The sequence below is a fragment of the Acinetobacter sp. L-24 genome (genome assembly GCF_056857555.1).
Map to the genome: position 1 here is coordinate 218,254 of NZ_JBSXNI010000040.1, position 25,668 is coordinate 243,921.

The 25,668-nt window shown below is 46.3% G+C and carries 23 protein-coding genes and 1 riboswitch; of the genes, 14 read left to right on the top strand and 9 right to left on the bottom strand.

Annotated features, from left to right (window positions below; translation table 11 throughout):
- Window positions 1-191: 191 nt before the first annotated feature.
- The 7 genes from AC13CK_RS07695 (at window position 192) to AC13CK_RS07725 (ending at window position 6,948) form a co-directional block, all read left to right on the top strand.
- Complete coding sequence (locus AC13CK_RS07695) at window positions 192-1,223, top strand: hypothetical protein (RefSeq protein ID WP_482831048.1); 1,032 nt, start codon at window positions 192-194, stop codon at window positions 1,221-1,223.
- Between the two features lie 108 nt (window positions 1,224-1,331).
- Window positions 1,332-1,464, top strand: a riboswitch (TPP riboswitch).
- Between the two features lie 88 nt (window positions 1,465-1,552).
- The gene (gene thiC, locus AC13CK_RS07700; RefSeq protein ID WP_482831049.1) at window positions 1,553-3,448 is read left to right on the top strand and encodes a phosphomethylpyrimidine synthase ThiC; all 1,896 of its coding nucleotides are present in this window, start codon (window positions 1,553-1,555) and stop codon (window positions 3,446-3,448) included.
- Window positions 3,449-3,524: 76 nt separating this feature from the next.
- Window positions 3,525-4,160, top strand: a complete 636-nt coding sequence (locus AC13CK_RS07705; protein ID WP_253174407.1) for an NUDIX domain-containing protein — start codon at window positions 3,525-3,527, stop codon at window positions 4,158-4,160.
- The gene (gene cpdA / locus AC13CK_RS07710; protein ID WP_482831050.1) at window positions 4,157-4,969 is read left to right on the top strand and encodes a 3',5'-cyclic-AMP phosphodiesterase; all 813 of its coding nucleotides are present in this window, start codon (window positions 4,157-4,159) and stop codon (window positions 4,967-4,969) included. Before AC13CK_RS07705 ends, cpdA begins: the two co-directional genes overlap by 4 nt.
- 210 nt (window positions 4,970-5,179) lie before the next feature.
- Window positions 5,180-5,707 carry an RNA polymerase-binding protein DksA gene (gene dksA, locus AC13CK_RS07715; RefSeq protein ID WP_004281072.1) on the top strand — a complete coding sequence of 176 codons (528 nt, stop codon included), beginning with the start codon at window positions 5,180-5,182 and terminating at the stop codon, window positions 5,705-5,707.
- A 2-nt stretch (window positions 5,708-5,709) separates the two neighbouring features.
- Window positions 5,710-6,630 carry a tRNA glutamyl-Q(34) synthetase GluQRS gene (gene gluQRS / locus AC13CK_RS07720; RefSeq protein WP_482831051.1) on the top strand — a complete coding sequence of 307 codons (921 nt, stop codon included), beginning with the start codon at window positions 5,710-5,712 and terminating at the stop codon, window positions 6,628-6,630.
- Window positions 6,631-6,687: 57 nt separating this feature from the next.
- Window positions 6,688-6,948 (top strand): zinc ribbon domain-containing protein, encoded by a 261-nt coding sequence (locus AC13CK_RS07725; protein WP_482831052.1) that lies wholly within the window; start codon window positions 6,688-6,690, stop codon window positions 6,946-6,948.
- Here the strand turns inward: AC13CK_RS07725 and ftsW are convergent.
- The 5 genes from ftsW to AC13CK_RS07750 form a co-directional block, all read right to left on the bottom strand.
- Window positions 6,937-8,133 carry a putative lipid II flippase FtsW gene (ftsW, locus tag AC13CK_RS07730; RefSeq protein WP_004281069.1) on the bottom strand — a complete coding sequence of 399 codons (1,197 nt, stop codon included), beginning with the start codon at window positions 8,131-8,133 and terminating at the stop codon, window positions 6,937-6,939. The genes AC13CK_RS07725 and ftsW overlap by 12 nt on opposite strands.
- Before the next feature lie 20 nt (window positions 8,134-8,153).
- Complete coding sequence (murD, locus tag AC13CK_RS07735) at window positions 8,154-9,500, bottom strand: UDP-N-acetylmuramoyl-L-alanine--D-glutamate ligase (RefSeq protein WP_482831053.1); 1,347 nt, start codon at window positions 9,498-9,500, stop codon at window positions 8,154-8,156.
- A gap of 162 nt (window positions 9,501-9,662) precedes the next feature.
- Complete coding sequence (locus AC13CK_RS07740; RefSeq protein ID WP_482831054.1) at window positions 9,663-9,914, bottom strand: DUF6587 family protein; 252 nt, start codon at window positions 9,912-9,914, stop codon at window positions 9,663-9,665.
- Between the two features lie 59 nt (window positions 9,915-9,973).
- On the bottom strand, window positions 9,974-11,830 hold the full coding sequence (gene feoB, locus AC13CK_RS07745) for a ferrous iron transporter B (protein WP_479739084.1): 1,857 nt from the start codon (window positions 11,828-11,830) through the stop codon (window positions 9,974-9,976).
- Window positions 11,827-12,087 carry a FeoA family protein gene (locus AC13CK_RS07750; RefSeq protein WP_004281065.1) on the bottom strand — a complete coding sequence of 87 codons (261 nt, stop codon included), beginning with the start codon at window positions 12,085-12,087 and terminating at the stop codon, window positions 11,827-11,829. The genes feoB and AC13CK_RS07750 overlap by 4 nt, the downstream gene beginning before the upstream one ends.
- 174 nt (window positions 12,088-12,261) lie before the next feature.
- On the opposite strand from AC13CK_RS07750, the gene xerD reads away from it, so the two are divergent.
- The 4 genes from xerD (at window position 12,262) to thrC (ending at window position 16,718) form a co-directional block, all read left to right on the top strand.
- Window positions 12,262-13,179: a site-specific tyrosine recombinase XerD gene (gene xerD, locus AC13CK_RS07755; protein WP_195725474.1), complete on the top strand. Its 918-nt coding sequence runs from the start codon at window positions 12,262-12,264 to the stop codon at window positions 13,177-13,179.
- A gap of 99 nt (window positions 13,180-13,278) precedes the next feature.
- Complete coding sequence (locus AC13CK_RS07760) at window positions 13,279-14,088, top strand: DsbC family protein (RefSeq protein ID WP_005101478.1); 810 nt, start codon at window positions 13,279-13,281, stop codon at window positions 14,086-14,088.
- Between the two features lie 126 nt (window positions 14,089-14,214).
- Window positions 14,215-15,522 (top strand): homoserine dehydrogenase, encoded by a 1,308-nt coding sequence (locus AC13CK_RS07765; RefSeq protein ID WP_034438395.1) that lies wholly within the window; start codon window positions 14,215-14,217, stop codon window positions 15,520-15,522.
- Between the two features lie 56 nt (window positions 15,523-15,578).
- The gene (gene thrC / locus AC13CK_RS07770) at window positions 15,579-16,718 is read left to right on the top strand and encodes a threonine synthase (protein ID WP_425879322.1); all 1,140 of its coding nucleotides are present in this window, start codon (window positions 15,579-15,581) and stop codon (window positions 16,716-16,718) included.
- A gap of 58 nt (window positions 16,719-16,776) precedes the next feature.
- Here thrC and AC13CK_RS07775 read toward each other — a convergent pair whose 3' ends face one another.
- The gene (locus tag AC13CK_RS07775) at window positions 16,777-17,838 is read right to left on the bottom strand and encodes a serine hydrolase (protein WP_180037293.1); all 1,062 of its coding nucleotides are present in this window, start codon (window positions 17,836-17,838) and stop codon (window positions 16,777-16,779) included.
- 219 nt (window positions 17,839-18,057) lie between these two features.
- On the opposite strand from AC13CK_RS07775, the gene gacA reads away from it, so the two are divergent.
- Genes gacA through AC13CK_RS07790 form a run of 3 tightly spaced genes read left to right on the top strand, consistent with a single transcriptional unit; the run spans window position 18,058 to window position 21,720 of the window.
- Complete coding sequence (gene gacA, locus AC13CK_RS07780) at window positions 18,058-18,693, top strand: response regulator transcription factor GacA (protein ID WP_004281059.1); 636 nt, start codon at window positions 18,058-18,060, stop codon at window positions 18,691-18,693.
- 22 nt (window positions 18,694-18,715) lie between these two features.
- Window positions 18,716-20,281: a sensor histidine kinase gene (locus AC13CK_RS07785; protein ID WP_425879320.1), complete on the top strand. Its 1,566-nt coding sequence runs from the start codon at window positions 18,716-18,718 to the stop codon at window positions 20,279-20,281.
- 14 nt (window positions 20,282-20,295) lie between these two features.
- Window positions 20,296-21,720 carry a sigma-54-dependent transcriptional regulator gene (locus tag AC13CK_RS07790; protein WP_425879318.1) on the top strand — a complete coding sequence of 475 codons (1,425 nt, stop codon included), beginning with the start codon at window positions 20,296-20,298 and terminating at the stop codon, window positions 21,718-21,720.
- On the opposite strand, the gene AC13CK_RS07795 is transcribed toward AC13CK_RS07790, so the two are convergent.
- The 3 genes from AC13CK_RS07795 to lptG form a co-directional block, all read right to left on the bottom strand.
- Window positions 21,721-22,893 (bottom strand): S41 family peptidase, encoded by a 1,173-nt coding sequence (locus tag AC13CK_RS07795; protein WP_425879316.1) that lies wholly within the window; start codon window positions 22,891-22,893, stop codon window positions 21,721-21,723.
- Window positions 22,894-22,923: 30 nt separating this feature from the next.
- Window positions 22,924-24,471 (bottom strand): 2,3-bisphosphoglycerate-independent phosphoglycerate mutase, encoded by a 1,548-nt coding sequence (gene gpmI / locus AC13CK_RS07800; RefSeq protein ID WP_425879314.1) that lies wholly within the window; start codon window positions 24,469-24,471, stop codon window positions 22,924-22,926.
- Between the two features lie 124 nt (window positions 24,472-24,595).
- The gene (gene lptG, locus AC13CK_RS07805) at window positions 24,596-25,666 is read right to left on the bottom strand and encodes an LPS export ABC transporter permease LptG (protein ID WP_425879312.1); all 1,071 of its coding nucleotides are present in this window, start codon (window positions 25,664-25,666) and stop codon (window positions 24,596-24,598) included.
- Window positions 25,667-25,668: the final 2 nt, after the last annotated feature.

Genomic DNA, 25,668 nt, shown 5'->3' on the forward strand with positions numbered 1-25,668 from the left:
TTTATTAACTTTTTAATATAACTATCGCGTTTTATTCACGATTAATTCAATTTTCAAGATCTCTGTCTGTAATGTAACAAAGCAATTCACAATACTAAACATAGTATTTTAATTTGATCTATACAATATACCTCCCAGTAAGGCCGTTATTTTCTGAATTCACCTATACAGAGTCCTGAAGCACAGTGTTAATGCCATTCCCGTCGATATTCAAAGCCTGTTTCATTGCCGGCAGTTTGCTGTTTCTGGGAGGCTGTCAGCAGCCCTCAGAATCACAGCTCCAGATTGAACAGCCTGAAGCGAGTCAAGCCCAAAGTCCAGTCAATGACTTCAGCCTCATGTGCCAGAATATTGAAAAAAACATGTCCCAGATTAATGACCAGCGTACGACTTTTGCGCTGGAACAGATTAATCAGGATCTTAAAGTATGCCTGCCCTTAATGGAACTGGCAGAGCAGAAAAATCTGATGTTGCGCTCTACCGAAATGTATCAGCGCTTTTTGGCTGTGGACCGTACCGAATTTCAGCAACGTGCCTTTGAGCAGTATGCACTGGAAATGGCCCAGCATCCGACCATTCAGCATGCGCATTTTCAACAGCTCACCTCACGTGACCAGTATCTGTTAAAACACAAGGGGCAGGCTTATGTAGAACTGCTGGATCTGGGTGATGGCACTTTACATTATCGCCGCAGCCCGGAATATCTGGTGCGTATTTTTGCCCCTTATTTACCAGCCGCTGAAAAAGCCTTTATTGAAAATCTGGCGGAACAGAATATGGAGCCGGTGCTGACGGAAAAACGCCTGCAGATTGAAGCCGCTGATATTGCAGCCCGCAGTCTGCTTTGGGAAGACTATCTCAAGACTTATCCGAATAGTAGTTATAAACGCGATGCCGAATATCTGCTGAAGCAATACACCTATTTCCTGTTTAGAGGTACCGAGCAATCGCCGGTGTCTGAAGATTATCACGATCGTTATGCCGTGGATACCAGTCATCTGGAAACCATTATCGGGCTGTCGAGTGGCCAGAAATCAACGCTGTCCACACAGGCACGCCTGTTTCTGGAATTTCTGGACATGACTCCGGAACAGCGCCAGCAAACCTTGCCTGCCGATTATAGAAACCGTTCGGAAGCAGAACAGATTCTGTACTATGCCCAGATCAGTCCGCCCTCACAAAAATACGATAAGGACTGCTTTACCGATGCCATCTGTATCTAGTTGGGATCAGTTTCACCTTCAATCAGTAGGACCATGTCTAAATCAATCCTCGCTTAAAGTTGAGCGATTTAGACCTGTTTATTCTGCCTAAACTGAGCTAAGCTTTAGCCTCGCTTGACGGAGCGCGAGTAATGCCTCGCTGAGATCATGTGATTCCTTTTATCATTATCAGGAATTGAGCATGAGTACCGTTGAACCTGATCAGGTTAATACCTGCGTAGGAATCAAGCCAGCTAAAAACCCAGCCCTTGCTTTATCTGTTCAGGATAAATCTGCCTACGTTTTTGGTCGTGCTTGATTCGTTGATGTCATTCATAAGGATCATAGCCATGAACCAGTTAACGAATCTTTCTTCTGAAACTTCTCTCTCCACTCATGAACAGGAAGCACGCGATTTAACGCGAATTCTGCCTGCCTCACGTAAAGTCTATCTGCCAGGCTCGCGTCCTGATATTCAGGTGCCGATGCGGGAAATTTCCTTAAGTGAAACCCCGACAGGCTTAGGCGGTGAATACAATCCGCCCTTGATGGTTTATGACACCTCTGGTGTGTATACCGATCCCAATGTGACGATTGACCTGAATAAAGGCCTGCCGAATGTTCGTGACAGCTGGATTGAACAGCGCAACGATAGCGAAATTCTGGATCAGCTCAGTTCTGAATTTGGCCGCCAGCGTTTACGCGATATCCGTACCGCCGCAATCCGTTTCGCCCATATCCAGAAACCTCGCAAAGCCAAATGCGGCCGCAACATCACCCAGATGCATTATGCCAAGCAAGGCATCATCACTCCGGAAATGGAATACATCGCCATTCGTGAAAATCTGCGTCAACTCGATGGTGTCGATATGCGCCAGCATCCGGGCCAGAATTTTGGTGCAAAAAACCTGACTGAAATTACGCCAGAATTTGTGCGTCAGGAAGTCGCCGCCGGCCGCGCGATTATTCCGGCCAATATCAATCATCCGGAACTGGAACCGATGATCATCGGGCGTAATTTTCTGGTCAAAATCAATGCCAATATTGGTAATTCTGCACTCGGTTCAAGTATCGAAGAAGAAGTCTCGAAAATGACCTGGGCGACACGTTGGGGCGCAGATACGATTATGGACCTCTCGACCGGCCAGAATATTCATGAAACCCGTGAATGGATTATCCGCAACTCTCCTGTACCAATTGGAACCGTACCGATCTATCAGGCACTGGAAAAAGTCAATGGTGTGGCCGAAGACCTGACCTGGGAGATCTTTAAAGACACCCTGATTGAACAGGCTGAACAAGGTGTGGACTATTTCACCATTCATGCCGGCGTGCTTTTAAGATATGTACCGCTGACTGCCAACCGTTTGACCGGTATCGTATCGCGTGGCGGTTCGATCATGGCGCAGTGGTGTCTGGCACATCATCAGGAAAACTTCCTGTATACCCATTTCGATGAAATCTGCGAAATCATGAAAGCTTATGACGTATCGTTTAGTCTCGGCGATGGCCTACGTCCGGGCTGTGTGCAGGATGCCAATGACGAAGCGCAATTTGCCGAACTTCGAACTTTGGGCGAACTGACCCACCGTGCCTGGGAGCATGATGTTCAGGTGATGATTGAAGGCCCGGGCCATGTCCCGATGCATATGATCAAGGAAAATATGGATCTGCAACTGGAAGTCTGTAAAGAAGCACCCTTTTATACCTTGGGGCCACTCACCACCGATATCGCACCGGGTTATGACCATATTACTTCGGCAATAGGAGCCGCGATGATTGGCTGGTACGGCACCGCAATGCTGTGTTATGTGACGCCGAAAGAGCATCTCGGTTTACCCAATAAAAAGGATGTCAAAGACGGCATTATTACCTACAAGATTGCCGCACATGCAGCCGATCTGGCCAAAGGTCATCCGGGTGCGCAAGCCCGGGATAATGCCCTGTCCAAGGCGCGTTTTGAGTTCCGCTGGGAAGACCAGTTTAACTTGAGTCTGGATCCGGACACGGCGCGCAGCATGCATGATGAAACCATGCCGAAAGCCGCGCATAAATCCGCGCACTTTTGTTCCATGTGCGGACCAAAGTTCTGTTCAATGAAGATTAGCCAGAATGTTCGTGATTATGCCAGTCAACAGGCTAATCCTGATCAGTCAGCAAGCTCTCAGGCCGAAATTGAAGCGGGTATGGATCAGATGAAAGCCAGCTTCCACAAATCTGGTCAAAATTTATACCACAAACTATAAAACTGTAAAAAAAACAGTTGTCTTCAAAAAAAACTCAGATAGGATGAAAATAAATCAATTCATTCTATCTGAGCATATGAATATTATTAAACAGGCCTCTTATAATAAAAAAGACTTTAGCGTAGAGGCACGTGAGTTCTTGTACCGGGGATTTATTCAGGTAGAACAAGTCAGCCTGAAACACCGTTTATTTAATCAGGAAAGCTCAACCCCTGTTTTGCAACGTGAGCTGATTCACCGGCCAGAAGCAGCGGGTGTGCTGATGTACAACCATCAACAGCAGAAATTCGGCCTGATTGAACAGTTCCGGATTGGTGGACTGGATGATATCGACTCTCCTTGGCAACTCGAAGTAATTGCTGGCGTTCTGGATGGCGATGAAGCGCCTGAAACATGCATCCGTCGCGAAGCACTCGAAGAATCAGGCTGTACCCTGGATGAGCTGCAGCACATTTTCAGCTTCTATCCGTCCGCCGGGGCATGTTCCGAATTATTTCATTTATATGTGGCGCAGACCGAATTGCCTGAACAGGGCGGTATTTTTGGCATGCCGGATGAAGGTGAAAATATCCAGCTGCATATTCTGGATTATGCTGATATTCCGTCCTTGCTCACGAATGGTCGCTTAAGAAATGCACCTGTCATTATGGCCTTGCAATGGTTGCAACAACATATTCATACTGCAGGAATATGTCTAAGGGGAAAGACATGAGTTTTCAGCAGTCAAGCACAAGCACACAGCCGGATTGGACCATTATCCAGATTTCTGATACCCATTTGATGAACCGGGAAGAGCTGGAATTTGCCCGGATGAATCCCGAGCAGAGTTTTCATGAGGTGATGCAGCAGATCCAACAGCGCTTTCCCCAAATGGATGCACTGATTCATACTGGTGATCTGGCGCAGGTGCCGGTCGAACAGACTTATCAGCGATATTTGGAATATATTCAGTCTTTAAACGTGCCGCATTATCAGATTCCAGGTAACCATGATGACATTCGGGTGTTCCCTTTTCACCAGAACGTGAATCAGGTGCATGCCATTCATTTTGGCACCTGGACCATAATCCTGTTAAATAGTGCGGTTCAAGGCAAGGTGGATGGCTGGGTGGAACAAGCTCAACTGGATCAATTGGATCAATTATTGCTTGAATTTAAGCATCAGCATGTCATTGTCGCTTGCCATCATCATCCTTTTGCGATGAAATCGCACTGGATTGATCAGCACCGGCTGAAAAATGCTGAAGATTTGAAAGATGTACTGGCTCGGCATCATAATATCAAGCTGGTTCTGTTTGGTCATGTGCATCAGGATTCCTGCAACGAATGGCATGGCATCTACTTTTTATCCACGCCATCGACCAGTGTGCAGTTTAAACCTAAAAGTGAAGATTTCGCGCTAGATCAGGCGGCACCAGGTTATCGTGTATTACATTTGCAACAAAATGGTGAGTTTGATACCTATATTGAACGGGTGGCATTGAGCCAGCAAAATATTAATACCGAAATTTCAGGTTATTAACTTTTCAATTTGTTTTTTTTGCATTACTTTATTGCAACCAAAGGAAATGTGATATGCATAGTCCAGACATCAAAGACTATCAATAAGCATAAAAAGTCTATATGATGACGGCCCCCATAGGAGGATAATCTTTCTACAGGGTGGATAAAAAACTGCATATCACCATATTTTTTGCGTAGCAATCATACGCATAGATGAGGAATGCCCTAAATGGCGAATGACAACCAAAATCAAGTCTTAGACAATCAAACTGATGTTGTAGAAGAGAAAGCTGCAAAGCGCGTACGCAAATCTAAGCCTAAAACGACTGACGGTGGTTCTACTGCTAGCTTATTTGGTATTGAACCTTATCAACCTAAAAAAAATGAAGAATACATGTCTGAAGGTCAGCTTCAGCATTTCCGCCAAATCTTGCTGGCTTGGAAAGCTGAGTTGATGTCAGAAGTGGATCGTACCCTGAATACGATGCAAGACGAAAATACTGCTCTTCCAGATGTGAATGACCGTGCGACTCAGGAAGAAGAGTTTGCGATTGAGTTACGTACCCGTGACCGTGAACGTAAACTGATTCGTAAAATCGAACAGTCGATCGAAGCAATCCAGAATGATGACTATGGTTTCTGTGAAACTTGTGGTATCGAGATTGGCTTGCGTCGTTTAGAAGCACGTCCAACGGCTACTTTATGTATTGACTGCAAAACCCTTGCAGAGATCAAAGAGAAGCAAAATAACGGTTAAGTATGTCTGTAAATAATCCTCCCCTAACCCCTCCTTTAAAAAAGGAGGGGGACAACAGGATGGCTTATGTGGGCCGGTTCGCGCCATCGCCAACCGGCCCTTTGCATTTTGGCTCCCTCATTACCGCAGTTGCCAGTTACTGCGATGCCAAAGCCAATCAAGGCACATGGCTGGTCCGGATTGAAGACACCGATATTCCCCGCATTTATCCCGGCAGCGAAGGGCATATCCTGCGTGCCATGGATGCTTTTCAGCTTGAACCTGATGCCGAAATCATTTTCCAGAAAGACCGTTTAGATATTTACGAAGACGTCATCCAGCAATTGCGTCAGCAAGGTCTAGTCTATGCTTGCCAATGCACCCGTAAAATGCTCGGTTCCAATCATATCTATCAGGATACCTGTCGTGACTTGGGTCTGGCTTTTGAGCATCAGGCCATCCGTTTAAAAGTTGAAGATGTTGAAATCTGTTTTGAAGACCGGCTGCAAGGTCAGCACTGTTCAGAACTGAAAAAAGATCTGGGCGATTTTGTCTTAAAACGTCGTGACGGCATTATCAATTACCAGCTGGCTGTAGTAGTCGATGACTATCTGCAAGGTATGACTCATGCGGTACGTGGAGCTGATCTTTTAGATAATACCGAACGGCAAATCTATCTGGGACAGTTACTCGGTTATCCGCGTCTGAGCTATATGCATCTACCGCTGGCAATGAATGATCAGGGGCAAAAACTGTCAAAACAGAATCTGGCCCAAGCACTGGATTTAACTCAGGCACCCCAATTATTAAAACAGGCACTTCAGGCTTTGCATCAGGCTGAAGTTGATTTGGACACTCCCGATCGGATGCTGCAACAGGCGGTAGTACAATGGGACATTGAGCGGATTCCACATACAACTGAGCTACAAGGTCACTATTTATAAAAACAGCTTTTCACTTAAGCTAGACTTCTAGAATGAAAAATTGATAGGAAGAAGAGTATGTTTTTTATTTTTGGCGTCGGCCCTAAAATCAAAACCATTGAGAAAAGCCAGTTTCTGTGTCCGGTCTGCCGTACTCGTTCGGGCTATGAGCTAAAACAGCAGCGTAATTATTTTTCTTTATTTTTCATACCCTTGATTCCACTTTCCAAGCCTAAATCTGCTTTTGTGACCTGTTCCAATTGTGGAACCGCAATGCCGAGCACGGTACTGGACCATGCTCAGCCAGAGCCAGGACGAAACTCCAATCTAGAAGCTTGATTCTTCGCGGCTTGGATTGACCTGACGCGTGGTCGAATCAATTTTCAGAATCAGACTGATCATGACCGCACAGATAATCAGGGATGAACCGCCATAACTAATAAATGGCAAGGTCAAACCCTTGGTCGGCAACATGCCCATATTCATACCGGCATTCACCAGAATCTGTAACAGGAAAATGATACTGATGCCATAAGCCAGATAGCCGGCACGCAAATATTGATGCTGCAAGGCGCGGTGTCCAATGCGGATACAGCAAACCAGCATGGTGAAGGACAAGATCAGGATGGTTGAAATGCCTAAAAAGCCAAATTCTTCACCCAAAATTGCCAGCATGAAATCGGTATGCGCCTCAGGCAAATAAGACATTTTCTGGATACTATGCCCCAAGCCTACCCCTGCCCATTCCCCACGGCCAAAGGCCATAAGGGCATTAGAGAGCTGATAACCGGTGCCTAAGGGATCTTCCCAAGGATTCGAAAAAGACAGCAGACGTTGCAGACGATACGGTTCCAACAGAATCGCGGCAGCAAATGCGCCGACCAAGGTCATAAAAGCTACACCGAACTGAATCCACGGCGCACCCGCCAGAAAGAACACGCCAAGCATGGTTAAGGTAATTACCACGGTTGCACCCAAGTCAGGCTCGAGAATAATCAAACCGACGGTAGCACCCATGATGGCACTTAAACGGACCAGACCCTTGATATTATTCCGTACTTCTTCCGCACGGCGCACCACGTAGTCTGCAGTAAAAATTGCCATCATCACTTTGGCGACTTCCGAAGCCTGTAAGGTAAAGCCTGCGATCCGAATCCAGCGTTTGGAACCATTGACTTCCGTCCCGACAAATAGCACGGCCACCAAAAGTACGATGGTAATAATCCACAAAAAGAAAGTGTTATTAAACCAGACTTTTAAGGGGATTTTATAAGCCAGAAAAGCTGCTACGGCAGCGACAAAAATCGAAATCCCATGTCGGCTAATATAGTGAAACGGATTTTCATGCATACGTTCTGCATAGGGCATCGAGGCCGATGCCACCATGATCGAACCAATGCAGAGCAAAGCCAACACACAGAAAATCAATACATTCCGTGGATTCACTTCAGCAGGTATTCTAGGTATCCACTGCGTATAAAATTGATTTAATTTATTGATCGTAGTCTGAGCAAACCCAGCCATATCACGAATCCTTGTTATTCTTAATTGAGTTCATTCACATACGCAACAAACTTGCGACCACGCTCAGGATAACCCGAGAACATATCAAAACTTGCGCATGCAGGAGACAATAGCACGACATCATGTGCCTGAGTGTGCTTTTGGCAGATTTCTACTGCCTGCTGCAAGCTGTCCGCATGAATCAGTTCAGTCGTACCCGCAATCGCTGCTTCAATGACGGGACGATCTTCACCGATTAATACCGCTACTTTGGCATATTTGCTTAATGATTCACGTAAGGCCTTAAAATCCTGACCCTTACCTTGTCCACCAAGAATAATCGCGACCTTACCGCCCTGGGCTTCAATCGCCATCCCTAGACCATCCAGTGCTGCCAAGGTTGCGCCGATATTGGTACCTTTGGAGTCGTTATAATAGCGTACGCCCTGTACTTCCTTGACGAATTCACAGCGATGTTCCAGACCTTTAAACGTTTTTAAAGTATTCAGCATGCTTTCTAGTGGCAGACCAATTGCTTCTCCCAGCGCCAGACAGGCCAAGGCATTGGCAACATTATGCGTGCCCTGCATATACATCTCGGTACTTTTCAGCAGACGCTCACGACCACGCGCCAGCCAAATACTGCCATCGGTATCCTTGAGAATACCGTACTGGTTCATATCCGGTGCATTCAGTCCGAAACTTTGCATCGGTGTTACGTCTGGTACCAACGGACGGGTCAAAGAGTCATCACGGTTATAGACGACTTTTTTCACACCTTGAAAAATCCGGTGTTTCGCCGTGTGATAACCCATCATATCGCCATGACGGTCCAGATGATCTTCACTCATGTTCAACACCACCGCGACTTCAGCCGCCAGATTTGAGGTGGTTTCCAGCTGAAAACTGGACAGCTCGAGTATATACAGCTCAGGATCATCTTTGGTTAGGTCTAGCGCAGGACGGCCTAAGTTACCACCGACGGCAACTTTTTTGCCTGCATCCGCTGCCATCAGGCCAATCAAGGTAGTCACGGTACTTTTGGCATTAGAACCGGTAATCGCCACAATAGGCTTATCCGTAGCACGGCGTAAAATCTGGATTTCACTGACTACCGAAATACCCTTGTTAATCGCTGCCTGAATTTCAGGAAGTTTAGGATCAAGCCCGGGGCTAATCACGATTTCTTCTGCAGAAAGTAACAGTTCGGCGTCAAACTGACCAAAACTGGTCTGAACCTCAGCAGGTATCTGGTCATGCCCTGGCGGGTTAGCTCTTGAATCTGTTACTGCAACGCGGTAGCCCTGACTATGCAAGAAATTGACTGCTGCAACACCTGATATTCCGAGTCCTGCAACGACTTTTAACCCACCACGTTGTATTAACATTTTCGCCCCATATTTTGGTCTATTTTGAAACTGACGAAATGGTAGCACTTTGCTGTTTTGAATGCCTTTTCTGATTGGCTTTTCTGCACATTTTTTTTGTGTCCATGCGTAAAAAAACCGTCATGATCATGACGGTTTTTAAAATTCAGCCAGAACTGGAAATTATTTCCATTTTACCGCTTGTTGAGCCGGCTTTACGTCTGAACCTTTTTCTGAAACCGGACAGGCGCAGTTGCCACCGCAGCCTGCCACCACACCCGGTTGCAGCCATTTAGCCAGACGCTGCCAACCCTTGGCTGCACAGGCATCAGACAGCTTCTGGAAGACTGAGTTGGAGGTGTTCGGAAACACCTTTTTGAATACGACCAGCATGCTCCAAAGCACCAGTGCTGTCACAATTAGAATTTCAATCATCTCAATCTCCCATACATATACAATGCAGCAAATTCAATTGGCCAAGGCCAAGCTGAGATTTAGCCCAAATAATATGAAGCAATTTGATAAGTCAGGAATGACATGAAATATGCCAGACCAAACAGGTAAACAGTCATGATACTGACAGTTTTCCAGGAACCGGTTTCACGTTTAACCGTTGCCAGGGTCGCCAGACAATGTGGTGCATAAATAAACCACACCAGCAAAGATAAACCTGTCGCAACTGACCAGCCCAGATCACCTCCACCGCTGATTAGCGCAGCCAGACCTTCAGACATCGCATCTTCATCAACTGCCGACATCGCATAGACTGTGCCCAGTGCTGCAACGACCACTTCACGCGCTGCCATCGCCGGAATCAGGGCAATACAGATCTGCCAGTTAAAACCGAGGGGTGCAAAGATCGGTTGCATCAGATGACCGAGCATCCCTGCCAATGAATAATCAATGGCCGGCAAGGTTGCCCCTTCTGGTGGCTGTGGGAAAGTACACAAGAACCACAGTACAATCGATAAGGCGAAGATGATGCCACCGACACGTTTCAAGAAGATTTTGCCGCGATCCAGCAAGCCGATCCAGACGTTTTTTAGGTCTGGAAAACGGTAGCTTGGCAGTTCCATCAGCAGCATGTGCTGTGATTTATCTTTGTGGAAGAATTTCAACACAAAAGACACCAGCAAGGCACTTACGATACCTGCCATATAAAGACCGAAGAGCACCAGACCTTGCAGATTCAGGAAACCCCAGACAGTTTGTGCGGGTACAAATGCCGCAATTAGCAAGGCATAAACTGGCAAACGCGCCGAACAGGTCATTAAAGGTGCAACAAAAATCGTGGTTAAACGATCTCGTGGATCACTGATGGTCCGCGATGCCATGATGCCGGGAATGGCACAGGCAAAGCTGGACAATAACGGAATAAAGGCACGTCCTGACAAACCGGCTTTAAACATCAGTTTATCGAGCAAGAATGCTGCACGCGGTAAATAACCCGATTCTTCCAGTACCAGAATAAAGAAGAACAGAATCAGAATCTGTGGCAGGAACACCACCACGCCACCGGCACCGGCAATAATCCCGTCCACCACCAGACTATTCAGTAATGGGTGCGAAATATATTCGCCGAGGAACTCACCCAGCCAGCCGAAGAAGGTTTCAATCCCATCCATAAACGGCGCAGCCCAGGCAAATACCGCCTGGAAAATCACGAACATCATTACGGCTAAGCTGAGTAAACCCAATACCGGATGTAGAAAAATCTTGTCGAGGAAGTCGGTACGTTTATCTTCCTGATCGACGAAATTGACCACGTCATTCAGAATATTTTCCACGCGCTGGTAACTGTCACCTTTCAAGCCGCTGAGTTCGGTCTGTGGTAAAGAATACTTGCCTTGATCTAGCGCATTTTTCAGGTTTTCAATCCCTGAATTGCGCACAGCCACCGTTTCTACCACAGGTACGCCCAGTCGCTCAGACAGCTTCTGGGTATTGATCTGCATGCCACGACGGCGTGCTTCATCCATCATGTTCAGCACAACCAGCACCGGACGACCCAGTGCAATCATTTCCAGCACCAGACCCAGATGCAGTTTCAGATTGGTGGCATCTACCACACATAAAAATGCATCCTGCTCCTGCTCTTCCGCAATTTTACCTTGTACGACGTTGCGGGTGATTTCTTCATCCGGACTGGTTGCATCCAGACTATAGGTTCCCGGCAAATCCAGTACCCGTACCGCTTTGCCTGAGGCAAGCTGAAACGTACCGACTTTACGTTCAACCGTCACACCTGCATAGTTACCGACTTTTTGGCGCGTTCCGGTTAAATGGTTGAATAATGAAGTTTTACCGCAGTTAGGGTTACCGACAAGGGCAATACGTAATGTATCACTCATGCCGACACCGCCTGTTCGATTTCAATTTTGGCTGCTTCTGATTTACGCAAAGCAAAACGTGTGAATCCAACTTGAATCAAAATGGGATCTCCACCAAAAATACCTTTAGTAATGACCTGTACCTTTGTACCTGGTACAAAGCCTAAAGTTTCCAAACGACTCGCGACGACATCGTGTAGAGCACTTTCACCATCAGTTGTTCGACTCACTTTTCGAATGATGGCAATTTGTTTTGCTTTTAAATCAGACAAACGCACCGTGAAATTCCTAAACTATTTTGTACAGTATACAAACAAATGAGAATAATTAACAAATAAGATTAATTACATTTCGATTTAGCCTTATACCACATCGACACTGTCATAAAATTAAACTACAGTGGAGAATACCAATCCCGATTATCGCTTTTTCAGATCAGATCCTTTCACCCTATGCTGAATAAAAAACCCCGTATTCCTGCCCCTGTCCAGATTCCTGATGCGTTCAGTTATTTGCAGGGTTTTCGTGATTATCTGATTGCACAAACGGTCAGCCCGCATACTCGAAATGCCTATTTGTCCGATCTGGTGCAATGTGCAGAATGCCTGAGCAAGCCTCTGCCGGAATGGAGTCATGATGATATTTCTGATGTACTGATTGCGCTGACCAAACAGCAAAAAAGTCCACGTTCGATTGCCCGCTGCCTATCTGCCTTGCGCTCATTTTATAAATTTCTGCGCGAGCAAAAACTGCGTAGTGACAATCCGGTGGCTGCACATAAAACCCCGAAACTGGGCCGGGCCTTACCCAAAGATCTCTCCGAAGCTGATGTCGAAGCCCTGATTCATGCTCCGGATATCAACACGGCATTAGGGCTGCGCGATCGCGCCATGTTTGAAGTGCTGTATGCCTGCGGACTCCGGGTGACCGAACTGATTAACTTGCGGCTGGAACTGATCAACTTAAAACAGGGCTATTTACGTATTGTGGGTAAAGGTAATAAAGAACGCCTGGTTCCGATGGGAAAAATGGCCTGTGAATGGGTGGGAAAATATCTGAATGAAGCCCGTCCGCAACTGTATAGGACTTCGACCGATTATCTGTTTCTGACCCAGCATGGCGGTATCATGAGCCGGCAGAATTTCTGGTATGCCATTAAGCGTTATGCGCTGCAGGCCGGAATCCAGTCCGAACTGTCACCGCATACCTTGCGCCATGCCTTTGCGACGCATTTACTCAATCATGGCGCAGACTTACGCGTGGTACAGATGCTGCTCGGGCATAGTGATCTGTCTACCACCCAGATTTATACCCATGTAGCACAAGTACGGATGCAACAGCTACACGCGACCCATCATCCACGAGCTTAAAACATATCCGGATGGAATAAACTGAGAAGTTTGACGTGTGGGTATTTTTTTTTGTTATGCTAATGCTCTGTTTTTAATCCAAGAAGAAAAGGGTTTTTTATGACATTTGCCCGCTCAAAAATTTTTATGGCTTGCACACTTGCTGCTGGTTTGGGTCTGACTGCGTGTTCCAATTCCACTAACAACGATAAAAAGCAAGAGTTGACTGCAAGCGCACCGGCGACGGGCGAAGCCTCTACCCTAACCGAACGTAATGCAGAACAGCGTCTGGCGTCTACGTTGGAAAAGCATTTCAAAACTGCTGGCATCAGTGCCAAAATTACCGACATTAAAGCCACTGAAGTTCCAAACCTGTACTGGGTGAGTCTGGAAGGCATGTCTGCGGTCTATGTCACCAGTGACGGTAAATACCTGATTCAGGGCGATGTGATCCGTCTCGGCGACAAACAGCTACACAATGTCAGCGAAAACCTGCAGGCAGGCATCAACAATAAACTCTTTGCTGAACTCAAGCCAGCCGACTTACTGGTCTATCCAGCCAAAGGCAAAGCCAAGCATGTGGTCTATGTGTTTACCGATGTCAGCTGTCCGTATTGCCATAAATTCCATGAGCAAATGGATGAGATGAATGCCAAAGGCATTGAAGTGCGTTATATCGCCTGGCCGCGTGGTGAACAGCATATGCCGGCCATGGAAGCGATCTGGTGCAGTGCTGACCGCCGTAGTGCCTTTGACCAGGCGATTTCAGGCGCACAGATTAGTGCAGAGAAGTGTGAAAATCCTGTTCAAGATCAATATCAAATGGGTCTGAATATGGGTGTGAATGGTACCCCTGCCATTTATAATTCAGCAGGTACTTATCTGGGCGGTTACCTGTCTACATCGGAATTATTGAATCGGCTTAAATAACTCATTTTAATAGGTTATTTAACTTTATTTTATAGATAAAGATATTCTGAAATGACCCTAGAGTCAGGCGGGTTTTTTAGCTATGATCTAGGCTCTCGTAAAAAACTGTTTAATTTGGAGTGTGACGTGAAACCAGTTCGTCTGGCAATCCTCGGTCTTGGTACTGTAGGTGGTGGTGCCTTGAAACTATTAAAAGAAAATGCTGCTGAGATCAAACGTCGCACCGGTCGTGAAATTGAAATTACCCATGTAGGCACCCGTCGTCCACGTCCTGATCTGGATCTGCCAGAATCGGTCAAACAGAGTGCCGACTTGATGGACATCGTACGTCAACCTGATGTAGACGTCGTGGTAGAAGTGATGGGCGGGATTCATCCTGCTTTTGAAATTATTATGGAAGCCATGAAACATGGCAAACATATTGTAACGGCCAACAAAGCACTCTTGGCTGAACACGGCAACGAACTGTTTAAAGCGGCTGAAGACAATGCCGTACAGATTGCCTATGAAGCCGCAGTGGCTGGTGGCATTCCGATTATTAAAGTGATTCGTGAAGGTCTGGCAGCCAACAAGATTGAATGGCTGGCCGGTATTATTAACGGCACGGGTAACTTCATTCTTAGTGAAATGCGTGAAAAAGGCCGCGCTTTTGAAGATGTGCTAAAAGAAGCTCAAGAACTCGGTTATGCCGAAGCCGATCCGACCTTTGATGTGGAAGGAATTGATGCAGCTCACAAGCTAACGATTCTGGCCTCATGTGCCTTTGGTATTCCACTACAGTTTGACAAAGTCTTTACTGAAGGCATTGGCAAAGTCACTGCACAAGATGTGAAATATGCAGAAGACCTCGGTTTCCGGATTAAACACTTGGGTATTGCACGCCGTACCGATGCCGGGATTGAACTCCGTGTACACCCGACCCTGATTCCAGATGACCAGCTGATTGCCAATGTGAATGGTGTGAAAAATGCGGTTCTGGTACAAGCCAATGCGGTCGGCCCAACACTGTACTATGGTGCGGGTGCGGGTGCGGGACCAACGGCTTCTGCGGTTGTTGCCGATGTGGTTGATATTGTCCGTGACATCATTTACACAGAAGACGGCGCAGGCACCATTCCACAACTGGCTTTTGAAGCGCTCAGTGATTTACCGATCTTGAGTCGCGAACAAATGACCACCGGCTATTACATCCGTATTAATGCCGAAGATCAGATGGGCGTGCTTGCCGATGTGACCACGATTCTCAGTCGTGCCGGCATCAGTATTGATGCGATCATGCAGCAACCGCGTTTATCCAAAGACCTTATTCCTATCGTGATTCTGACTGATCCAGTCAAGGAATCAAAAATGGATGCAGCGCTTTCACAAATTCAAGCATTACCCGTCATTCATGGCGAAATTGTACGAATTCGTTTAGAATCGCTTGATAATTAATCGGGTTGAGGGGAGGCTTCCCCTTGCCAAGCTCTACACACAATTGGAACATCATCATGTCGAATGCCAATCGTTATACTGGTTTAGTTGACCGCTATCGCGACCGTTTACCAGTGTCTGCAACTACTCGTGCGATCTCTTTGGGTGAAGGTAATACTCCACTGATCAAGCTTGAGAATATTCCACGCATTATTGGTAAAGATGTTGAAATTTATGTGAAGTACGAGGGCTTAAACCCGACTGGTTCATTTAAAGACCGCGGTATGACTATGGCGGTGACCAAAGCCGTTGAAGAAGGCTCTAAAGCCATCATCTGCGCATCTACTGGTAACACCTCTGCAGCAGCGGCTGCATACGCTGCGCGTGCCGGCATTAAAGCATTCGTGCTCATCCCTGAAGGCAAAATTGCCATGGGTAAAATGGCACAAGCGATGATGTATGGTGCGATCACCATGCAAATTCGCGGTAACTTCGATGACGGTATGCGTCTAGTTAAGGAAGTTGCCGATCAGGCTCCGGTGACGATTGTAAATTCAATCAACCCGTACCGCCTGCAAGGTCAAAAAACCATTGCTTATGAAATTGTTGAAGCTTTAGGTCGTGCACCGGATTATCACTGCCTGCCTGTAGGTAACGCGGGTAACATCACTGCACACTGGATGGGTTATACCGAAGCGGTGGCTAACCAGTCGAAAGAAGAATTTGAGCAAGTCGTTTACGATGCTGAAACTGATGCTTTCACTGGTCCTAAACCGGCTGGCTTGCCAATCATGGCAGGTTACCAAGCCTCTGGTGCTGCACCGTTCCTTCGTGGCGGTCCAGTAGAAAATCCGGAAACTATTGCAACTGCGATTCGTATCGGCAATCCGCAAAGCTTCAATCATGCTAAAGCGGTTGTTCGTGATTCAAACGGCTGGTTTGATGAACTGACTGATGCGGAGATTCTTGAAGCTCAACGTCTGCTTTCTATGTATGAAGGTGTATTCGTAGAGCCTGCGTCTGCTGCGTCTGTCGGCGGCGCGATCCGTGACATTAAAGCGGGTAAAATTGCTGAAGGTTCAGTGATCGTATGTACCGTAACGGGTAACGGTCTGAAAGATCCAGACACTGCTATCAAGCAATGTGCTGATGCTGTGATGCTGTCGATTGATGCGACCATGACTCAAGTTAAAGACTCTATTCTGTCGAATATGTAATTTCGGCCAGAATTAAAAAAACCCTGCAAGTGCAGGGTTTTTTTTATGAACCAATCAATTAGATTCGTTTAGGTTGCTGGCTAACCCAACTCATTAAACGGGTCGCATCATTGGTACGCGCCTGTGAGCTGTTTGCACCTAAAAGTACCACTGCCACAGGACGGTTATTCAGAGTGGTGTGCATCACCACACAGCGCCCTGCTTCATTAATAAAACCGGTTTTAGAAATATTGATATTCCATCCGCCATTACGTACCAAGGCATTGGTATTATTCGATTTCAATACACGATAACCCAAGTTAAAGTCATAGCTTGGCGTGGTCGAGAACTGACGAATCAGGCCGTATTGAGAGGCCGTATTTACCAAGATTCCCAAGTCACGAGCTGATGCCACGTTGCCCGGATGCAAACCTGTCGACTCCATGAAGTGGGTAGAATTCATACCCAGCTCTTTGGCTTTGGCATTCATTTTGGCAATAAATGCTGATCGACCACCCGGATAGGTTCGTGCCAAAGCGGCAGCAGCCGGGTTCTCGGACTTCATCAGAGCAAATAATAAAGCTTCAGCACGGTTCATGCTGTCTCCTGCTCTTAGCGTCGAGCTTGAGCTTTTACAACCTGAACAGGAAAAATCAGCCTGTTGCAGGGTGATTTTTTCCGACATATTCAGACGTGCATCAGAAATCACCACCGCTGTCATCAGCTTAGTAATCGATGCAATCGGATAGGCAGTATTGGTATTTTTGCTAAACAGCACTTCACCGGTTTGTGCATCCATGACCAGTGCAGCCCGTGCATTGACAGAAGGTTGATTACTAAAATGATTCGTATCAATAATCTGTGGCGCAGTATAAGCAGGTTTGGCTGCTGTTGGCGCTGCTGTGCCGGCCTGACGCAAAGTGGTAGTCACTGTGGCTGAACCGGGTGGCGAAGGCTCATTGGCAGAGGCATTAAAATCATCGCTCATTAACTGGTTAACTTCTTCAGAAGACCAACTAATGCTGGAACCGCCCTCTGCCGTGCCAGAATTCATAATGATTTCAGCAAAACTTGTCGTGCTCATGCTGATTAACACGGACAGGCCGAGTAGATGCCTTAAAGACTTGTTTATTTTCTTCACTATTCCTTCACTCAACTAACAGAGGTAAGATTGATTTGCGTATTACCTCTAATATGCCTTACATTTAAACACAATGCCGAACATTTTTTGTTCTTGACACTGTGTGATAAGTTTCAGATTTAATCTTGCGAATAGGATTGCTAATTTTGTACTTTCATTGCAAGCTTATTTTGCTTTATGTAACAAAAAAATGATTTTTTTAACAGAGGGAGAGCGTAGGTGATCACAGTTTTAGTTGTGGACGACCATGAATTAGTTCGTACTGGAATTTGCAGAATGCTAGAAGACCATGCGGAGGTTCAGGTAATTGGACAAGCTGAATCTGGTGAAGAAGCGATCTCTCTAGTTCGTCAACATCATCCTGATGTAGTTTTGTTAGATGTGAATATGCCGGGCATTGGTGGCGTAGAAACCACGCGCCGTCTACTTCAGAGTGCGCCGGAAACCAAAGTTTTGGCGGTTAGCGGTTTAGCAGAAGAGCCTTATCCGTCCCTGTTATTGAAAGCCGGTGCCAAAGGTTATATCACCAAAGGGGCCCCGATTTCGGAAATGGTCCGTGCGATTAACAAAGTCATGCAAGGCGGCAAATATTTCAGTGCAGACATTGCGGAACAGTTAGCAAGCTCTTACCTTTCTGATACACAACAATCGCCTTTTGATGCATTGTCAGAACGTGAAATGCAAGTCGCGATGATGGTCGTGAATTGTATCAGCGCCCAGGAAATTGCCGACAAGCTCTTTGTGAGTGTTAAAACCGTGAATACTTATCGTTACCGTATTTTTGAAAAACTGAATATCGATAGCGATGTTAAACTGACTCATCTGGCCATGCGCTATGGACTCATTAAACCTTAGCTTTTAACGAGTTCCGGTGCATATGGCACAACAAAAAAACTATGCTGAACTGAATCAATACCATCTCGGTATCTGGTACAGCGCTTATCGTCTGCTGATCAGCACCGGTTTGTTGCTGATTTTTCTGCTGACCTACCCCGAACTCACCACCGATTATCAATACCCGCAGCTGTATTATTATGCACTGGGAATCGGGGTTGCGATCAATACCGTACAGCTGTTTGTGCTGAAATGGATCAGACGCCTGATCCAGCCGCAGCTGATTATGATTTTCTTTAGCGATGTCTGCGTTTTAAGTTTGCTGACTTTGGCGAGCGACGGTCCTAATCTGCAAATTGGGCTGCTGTTTGTGATTACCATCTTTTCTGCATCTTTATTATTAGATGCAAAAAAGGCCTTAGTTGTCACCCTTATTGCGGTCATCAGCGTTATTTATCAGCATTTTATCGGCAGTATTTTTGCATTTTCATCACTCAGTAATATCAGTAATAGCGCCCTGCTGGCCTTTTTGTTTTTTGTGGTTTATGGCACTGGGCAGATCGCCGTGCGGCGTTTTCAGATTCTAGAAAATTTGAACTTCTCTCAATCACTGGAACTGCATCGCTTACAGAATATTAACCGCTATATTCTGGAACAGATTGAAACCGGTTATCTGGTACTGGATGAAAACTACCATGTGGTACTCAGTAATCCCGCTGCCTGTAATCTTTTGGGAATTGAGTCCAAATACGGTCATGAGAAATTCACCTTATCTCAGTCACAGCCAGATTTATTTGAACTGATCCATTTTGAAACCCTGGAAAATGGTGAGCGCTTTCAGTTTGAATCCCAGCAAAGTCGCTATAATATTCATGTGCAGGTACAAAAGCTGATTGTGCCGCATCAGACTCTAATGCTACTGGTGTTACAGGATGCCAAAAAATTAAATCAGCAGGTGCAGCAACTCAAACTTGCTGCTCTGGGTCAGCTATCAGCCAGTATTGCTCATGAAATTCGTAATCCATTGGCGGCCATTGTACAGGCCAATGATTTATATCTGGACTCGGAAACTGAACAGCAACAGCTACTCCAGCAGATGATTGGTCGACAGGCGACCCGGATTGACCGAATTATTCAGGACACGCTAAATATGGTCAAAAATAAAGAAACCCATCCGGTGCCGATTCATCTCAATGAATTTATCCCGTTATTTATCCAGGAAGATTTGGCCGATATTCGCGATCAGATTCAATTTAATATTGATATCCCTTTGGTGATTCAGTTTGATGAAGCACAGTTCCGGCAAATCCTGATTAATCTGATTCGTAATGCGATTCGTCACAATTCAGCCGATGCTGCTTATATTCAGCTGAATGTGCATCCCTATGAACATCGGGTCTGGATTGACGTACGGGATTTTGGCTCTGGCGTAGCCGTACATGACCAAGCTCTATTGTTTAAACCCTTTTTTAGCACATCGATTAGTGGTACCGGATTAGGATTGTATTTATCACATAGTTTTTGCGAAGCAAATCAGGCACAATTAAACTATATACAACAAGAACAGGGCGCATGCTTTCGCATCAGCTGTCAACGTATTACGCTTTAAAGGGGTCAAGGAAGATGAATGGGGAACAACAACCACTGGTGCTCTTGGTGGATGATGAGGAAGATTTATGTACCCTCATGCAAATGTCATTGCTGCGCATGGGAATTCGCACGCACATTGCCCATCGTTTGGAAGACGCTAAAAAATGCCTTGCCAATCATCAATATGATGCCTGTCTGACCGACTTAAACCTTCCCGATGGCAATGGTTTGGAGCTTCTGGACTGGATAGGCAACCTCTATCCGGCACTTCCGGTCGCGGTTCTGACCGCCTATGGCAACATGGAAATCGCCATTGCCGCGCTTAAAGCAGGGGCTTTTGATTTTGTCAGTAAACCGATTAATCAAAAACACCTAGAGCAACTCTTACAAAAAGCGCTGAATAAACCGGTGGATTATTCGCATAATAATCCGAACGATGCGCTCGAACATAAAATGCTGATTGGACAATCCCTGCCGATTCAGCAATTGCGCATTACCTTACAAAAAATTGCCCGATCCCAGGCACCGGTTTTTATCACGGGTGAATCGGGAACAGGTAAAGAAGTCGTGGCCAATCTGGTCCATCGCCTGAGTAACCGCAATGAAGGTCCTTTTATTGCGATTAACTGTGGCGCCATTCCGACTGAGTTGATGGAAAGTGAACTGTTTGGACATAAAAAAGGCAGCTTTACCGGCGCTGCTCAGGACAAACAGGGACTGATTCAATCTGCACATGGGGGCAGCCTGTTTCTGGATGAAATTGCAGAATTACCGCTTTCCATGCAGGTCAAACTGTTACGTGCCGTACAGGAAAAACGTATTCGTCCACTCGGTTCAGATACCGAAATTGATGTGGATTTCCGCGTGATCAGTGCCACCCATCAGGATCTGGAAGCCTTGGTGCAACAAGGCAAATTCCGTCAGGATTTATATTTCCGTATTCATGTAATGGATCTGACTTTACCGCCATTGCGTGAACGCGGCCAGGATATTCCGTTATTGGCCGAACACTTTATTCAGAAGATTTGCCAGGAATGGGGCATTCCCAATAAAAAACTGACCGAACGCAGTAAAGAGTTCTTATTGGGACAATATTATCCAGGTAATGTACGTGAATTGCGTAATATTATGGAACGCGCGATTACTTTAAGTGATGAAGAGCGGATTGATCTTCAGCATTTGCAGAGTGCACCGCTACGTCAGGCGCTAAACAGCTCTCAGGAGATGAATACGCTCACGAGCGAGATCATTGCGACCGAAACCCTGATTGCACCTAAAAAGCTGCCTGAAGAGGGTCTAGAGCTATATTTGGAAAAGGTCGAGAAAGAAATTTTACTCAATGCGCTGAATCTGACTCACTGGAACCGAACACTGGCCGCAAAAAAACTCGGCATGTCGTTCCGTTCCCTGCGCTATCGTTTGAAAAAGTTCGGACTGGATACCGAAGAAGACGAATAATTATTTTTGCAGGAGCAGCAAGTCTGTGACATGTTCCAAATAGCTCTCCTCACGCATTTCCTGCTTAAAGGGATAGTTGAAATGCGGCTGCACGCCCCGCCCTTCAATCATCTGGCCACTCGGGCTAAAGTATTGCGATACGGTCATCTGTAAGGCTGAACCATTGCTTAAAGGAAAGAGTTTCTGTACTACGCCTTTGCCATAGCTCTTTTCTCCGACTACCCAGGCACGATTATGTTCTTTCAAGGCTGCAGTAAACACTTCTGCTGCAGAAGCCGAACGGTTATTAATCAGCACCCCAACTTTCAGATTCTGGAACTCAAAACTCGGCAAGGCCTGAAATTGCTGATTGCCTTCAGCACGGCTTTTGGTCGAGACAATCACGCCCTGATTCAAAAATAAATCGGCAGATTCAACTGCAGCCGAGAGTAAGCCACCGGGATTATTGCGCAGATCAAATAATACGGCTTTTAAGCGTTTATCCGAATAACTTTCAATCAGACGTTTGATTTCATTGGCAGTATCTTGCTGAAAAACCTTGACCTGTAAAACCAGCACCTGGTTATTGTGCAAGCTCGATTTAATTTCGGTATCCAGCTTGGTATTGCGGACCAGACGAACGGCCGGACTTTGCGGGGAAAGCTGGATCATGAGCGTAGAGCCAACGGCTCCGCTCAATAACTGCCGGACTTGCTCCTGATTCAGGCTATTTAATACCTGATCGTCAATTTTATAAACCGTGACGCCATTTCGAAGTCCCTGCTTGGCTGAATCAGCATCGGAACTCAGTCCCTGAACTACCCATTGCTTCAACCGCGGGTCAAATTGCAGATCAAAATCAATGCTGGCCAGATCACCTTCGGTATATTCACGCAGTTGCTTATAATCTTCAGGCGACAAATAACGGGAATAGCGATCTAAGCCACTGACCAGACCCTGAATGGCCTGTTGAAACAAGGCATCGTCATTTTTATCTTGGATATAATTATCTTTTACGATGCCATAAATTTGTACGAATTCTTGAATGGATGCCACAGGAATTTCGGAATAGACCTGCCCATCCATTTCCATATCATCGAATGCCGGCTCATTTGAACCCGCACCCCAAGCTGAATGACTCAAACACATCACTAAGCATGGTATTACAACAGACTTCCAGCGTGTTCTTGCCATTCTTTGACCTTTTTAGAATTTTATCGAAAATTATGCATCAAGCTGAATCAGGTTACGACCTTGCATTTCAGCAGGTACCGGAACTTGCATCAGACTTAATAAAGTCGGCGCTACATCTGCCAATACACCGCCTTCTGCAATCGTGGCCTGAGTTGGGCCGACATAAATAAACGGAACCAATTCAGTGGTATGCTGAGTATGTACCTGACCACTGTGATAGTCCTGCATCTGCTCTACGTTACCATGATCGGCAGTCACAATCATATGACCTTTTTGCGCCATTACCGCTTCATAAACCCGGCCCAAACAGGTATCAACCGCTTCAACAGCTTTCACCGCAGCATCGAATACACCCGTATGACCGACCATATCACCATTGGCAAAGTTCACCACCAGCAGGTCAAATTCACCTGAATTGATCGCAGCCACCAGCTCATCAGTCACTTCATAAGCACTCATTTCCGGTTTAAGGTCATAAGTGGCTACGCTTGGCGATGGAATCAGGATACGTTTTTCACCTGGGTATTCATCTTCACGGCCGCCGCTGAAGAAGAAAGTCACATGCGCATACTTTTCTGTTTCCGCAATGCGCAGCTGTGTTTTACCCAAATCAGATAAGTATTCACCAATCGAGTTTTTCAACGCTTCAGGCATATACGCTACAGGTGCATCAATCGTGGCTTGATAACGCGTCAGCATGACAAACTTCGCCAGATTTGGCACCACTTTACGTTCAAAACCTGCAAAGTCTTTTTCTACAAATGCGCGAGTCAATTCACGGGCACGATCGGCACGGAAGTTCATAAATACGACGCTGTCGCCATCCTGAATTTTCGCCAGATCGCCAATACGGGTCGCTTTAACAAACTCATCCGACTCATCGGCTGCGTAAGCCTGTTCCAAACCTTCAACTGCGCTGGCAGCTGTACGAACCGCTTCACCTTCAGTCAACAACCGATAGGCCTGTTCAACACGATCCCAACGGTTGTCACGATCCATGGCAAAATAACGGCCGATCATGGTGGCAATACGACCTTGACCTGGATATTGAGCGAATAAGGCATCGAGTTTTTCTAAAGAAGGTTGTGCGCTTTTAGGCGGCGTATCACGACCATCTAAGAATGCATGTAAATAGACTTGCGCACCGCGTTTTAGCGCTAGCTCTGCCATCGCCACAATATGATCTTCATGGGAGTGCACACCACCTTCAGACAAAAGGCCAAGCAAATGTACTGCCCCACCTGCAGCTTTGGCTTTCTCAACTGCATCGACCAGAACTTCATGTTCAAAGAAGTCGCCCGTACGAATGTCTTTGGTAATCCGGGTAAAGTCCTGATACAGCACACGACCTGCGCCGAGGTTCATATGTCCGACTTCCGAGTTACCCATCTGGCCATCTGGCAGGCCGACATCTTCACCTGAACCCGAGATCAAACCATGCGGATGCTTGTCCTGTATCGCAGTTAAATTTGGTCGTTTAGCTGCTAAAAACGCATTGTCTTCGACCGCTTCGCGATGACCCACACCATCCATAATCACCAAAATGTGAGGGATTTTGCCAGCAGTTGCATCCGTCATAATGAAATACTCTGTTCGTCTACGAATTAATCGCTCTATTTTAGCGAAGTTTATAAAAAGAGGCCATGACCCCTATATGGTTTAAGCCTCTCATGATGATTGATTTGTTCTATTTTCCTGTACCTTAGCGTGCCCGATGCAGCAAGTATCCGCCAATGCCGAACATGATCAGAATCGGAATAAACACGAACCAGGCCGGAGACGGTGCATAGATCAAGCTGGCATAGCCGAGGAAATCCTGCAGATAGAAGAAACCCAGTCCGGCAAATAAAGCTATCACCAGACGAAAACCCATGGATTGCTGACGTAATGGCCCGAAGATAAATGAACAGGCGATCACTACTAGTGCAATCAGGGCAAAAGGCGAGCCGAGTTTTTGCCAGAAGGCCAGCTGATAGGTTTTAGGCACCTGGCTGTATTCATGCATATAGCTCATGAAACTGACCAGTTGACTCGGCGATAAATCTTCAGGATCAATCGTCACCATATGCACATATTTAGGCTGTAATGCTAGCGCTAAAGGTTGCTGTTGCTGCTTAACCAGTGTGGCATTACCATTTTGGAGAATATCGAACTGCTCTGTGTTGTCCAGCGTCCAGGAACCATCTTTAACAAATTGGCCCTGATCTGCCTGCAAGGTACCGCGCAAACGATAGTTCTGGTCAAAGTCCAGCATCTGCACATTTTTCAACTGACCTTGCGAGTTAGCATAATCGATATAAATAAAGCGCTGCCCTTCCCGAGTCCAGTAACCACGAACTTCACCGAGCTGAGCGGCTTTACTGGCACTTTTTACGCTTTTGGCCTGTTCATTGGTATAAGGAATGACCCACTCGCTCAGGGCAAATGACAACACCACCAACAACAGTGCTGAACGGATCACCCACCCGACAATACGCCATAAGCTCACGCCGACCGAACGCATCACAATCAGCTCACTATTCGAGGCTAATGTACCAAGACCTAAAACTGCACCAATCAGTGCAGAAATCGGCAGGATTTCATATAAATAATTTGGTGCGCCCCAAAGCACATATTTCAAGGCATCCCAGGCACCATAACCATCTTTGAGCGAACCAAGCTCACCCAGATAAGTAAATAATACCTGTAAACCCGCCAATACCCCGGTTGCACCCAGCATCGCCAGCGCAGTGGTTTGGGTCACATGTTTTGCAACTATACGACGTGCCAACATTG

What these genes read in the sequence shown, in the direction of transcription:
- AC13CK_RS07695 (WP_482831048.1), top strand. Translation starts at nt 192, where the DNA reads ATGCCATTCCCGTCGATATTCAAAGCCTGTTTCATTGCCGGCAGTTTG.
- thiC (WP_482831049.1), top strand. Translation starts at nt 1,553, where the DNA reads ATGAACCAGTTAACGAATCTTTCTTCTGAAACTTCTCTCTCCACTCAT.
- AC13CK_RS07705 (WP_253174407.1), top strand. Translation starts at nt 3,525, where the DNA reads ATGAATATTATTAAACAGGCCTCTTATAATAAAAAAGACTTTAGCGTA.
- cpdA (WP_482831050.1), top strand. Translation starts at nt 4,157, where the DNA reads ATGAGTTTTCAGCAGTCAAGCACAAGCACACAGCCGGATTGGACCATT.
- dksA (WP_004281072.1), top strand. Translation starts at nt 5,180, where the DNA reads ATGGCGAATGACAACCAAAATCAAGTCTTAGACAATCAAACTGATGTT.
- gluQRS (WP_482831051.1), top strand. Translation starts at nt 5,710, where the DNA reads ATGTCTGTAAATAATCCTCCCCTAACCCCTCCTTTAAAAAAGGAGGGG.
- AC13CK_RS07725 (WP_482831052.1), top strand. Translation starts at nt 6,688, where the DNA reads ATGTTTTTTATTTTTGGCGTCGGCCCTAAAATCAAAACCATTGAGAAA.
- ftsW (WP_004281069.1), bottom strand. Translation starts at nt 8,133, where the DNA reads ATGGCTGGGTTTGCTCAGACTACGATCAATAAATTAAATCAATTTTAT.
- murD (WP_482831053.1), bottom strand. Translation starts at nt 9,500, where the DNA reads ATGTTAATACAACGTGGTGGGTTAAAAGTCGTTGCAGGACTCGGAATA.
- AC13CK_RS07740 (WP_482831054.1), bottom strand. Translation starts at nt 9,914, where the DNA reads ATGATTGAAATTCTAATTGTGACAGCACTGGTGCTTTGGAGCATGCTG.
- feoB (WP_479739084.1), bottom strand. Translation starts at nt 11,830, where the DNA reads ATGAGTGATACATTACGTATTGCCCTTGTCGGTAACCCTAACTGCGGT.
- xerD (WP_195725474.1), top strand. Translation starts at nt 12,262, where the DNA reads ATGCTGAATAAAAAACCCCGTATTCCTGCCCCTGTCCAGATTCCTGAT.
- AC13CK_RS07760 (WP_005101478.1), top strand. Translation starts at nt 13,279, where the DNA reads ATGACATTTGCCCGCTCAAAAATTTTTATGGCTTGCACACTTGCTGCT.
- thrC (WP_425879322.1), top strand. Translation starts at nt 15,579, where the DNA reads ATGTCGAATGCCAATCGTTATACTGGTTTAGTTGACCGCTATCGCGAC.
- AC13CK_RS07785 (WP_425879320.1), top strand. Translation starts at nt 18,716, where the DNA reads ATGGCACAACAAAAAAACTATGCTGAACTGAATCAATACCATCTCGGT.
- AC13CK_RS07790 (WP_425879318.1), top strand. Translation starts at nt 20,296, where the DNA reads ATGAATGGGGAACAACAACCACTGGTGCTCTTGGTGGATGATGAGGAA.
- AC13CK_RS07795 (WP_425879316.1), bottom strand. Translation starts at nt 22,893, where the DNA reads ATGGCAAGAACACGCTGGAAGTCTGTTGTAATACCATGCTTAGTGATG.
- gpmI (WP_425879314.1), bottom strand. Translation starts at nt 24,471, where the DNA reads ATGACGGATGCAACTGCTGGCAAAATCCCTCACATTTTGGTGATTATG.
- lptG (WP_425879312.1), bottom strand. Translation starts at nt 25,666, where the DNA reads ATGTTGGCACGTCGTATAGTTGCAAAACATGTGACCCAAACCACTGCG.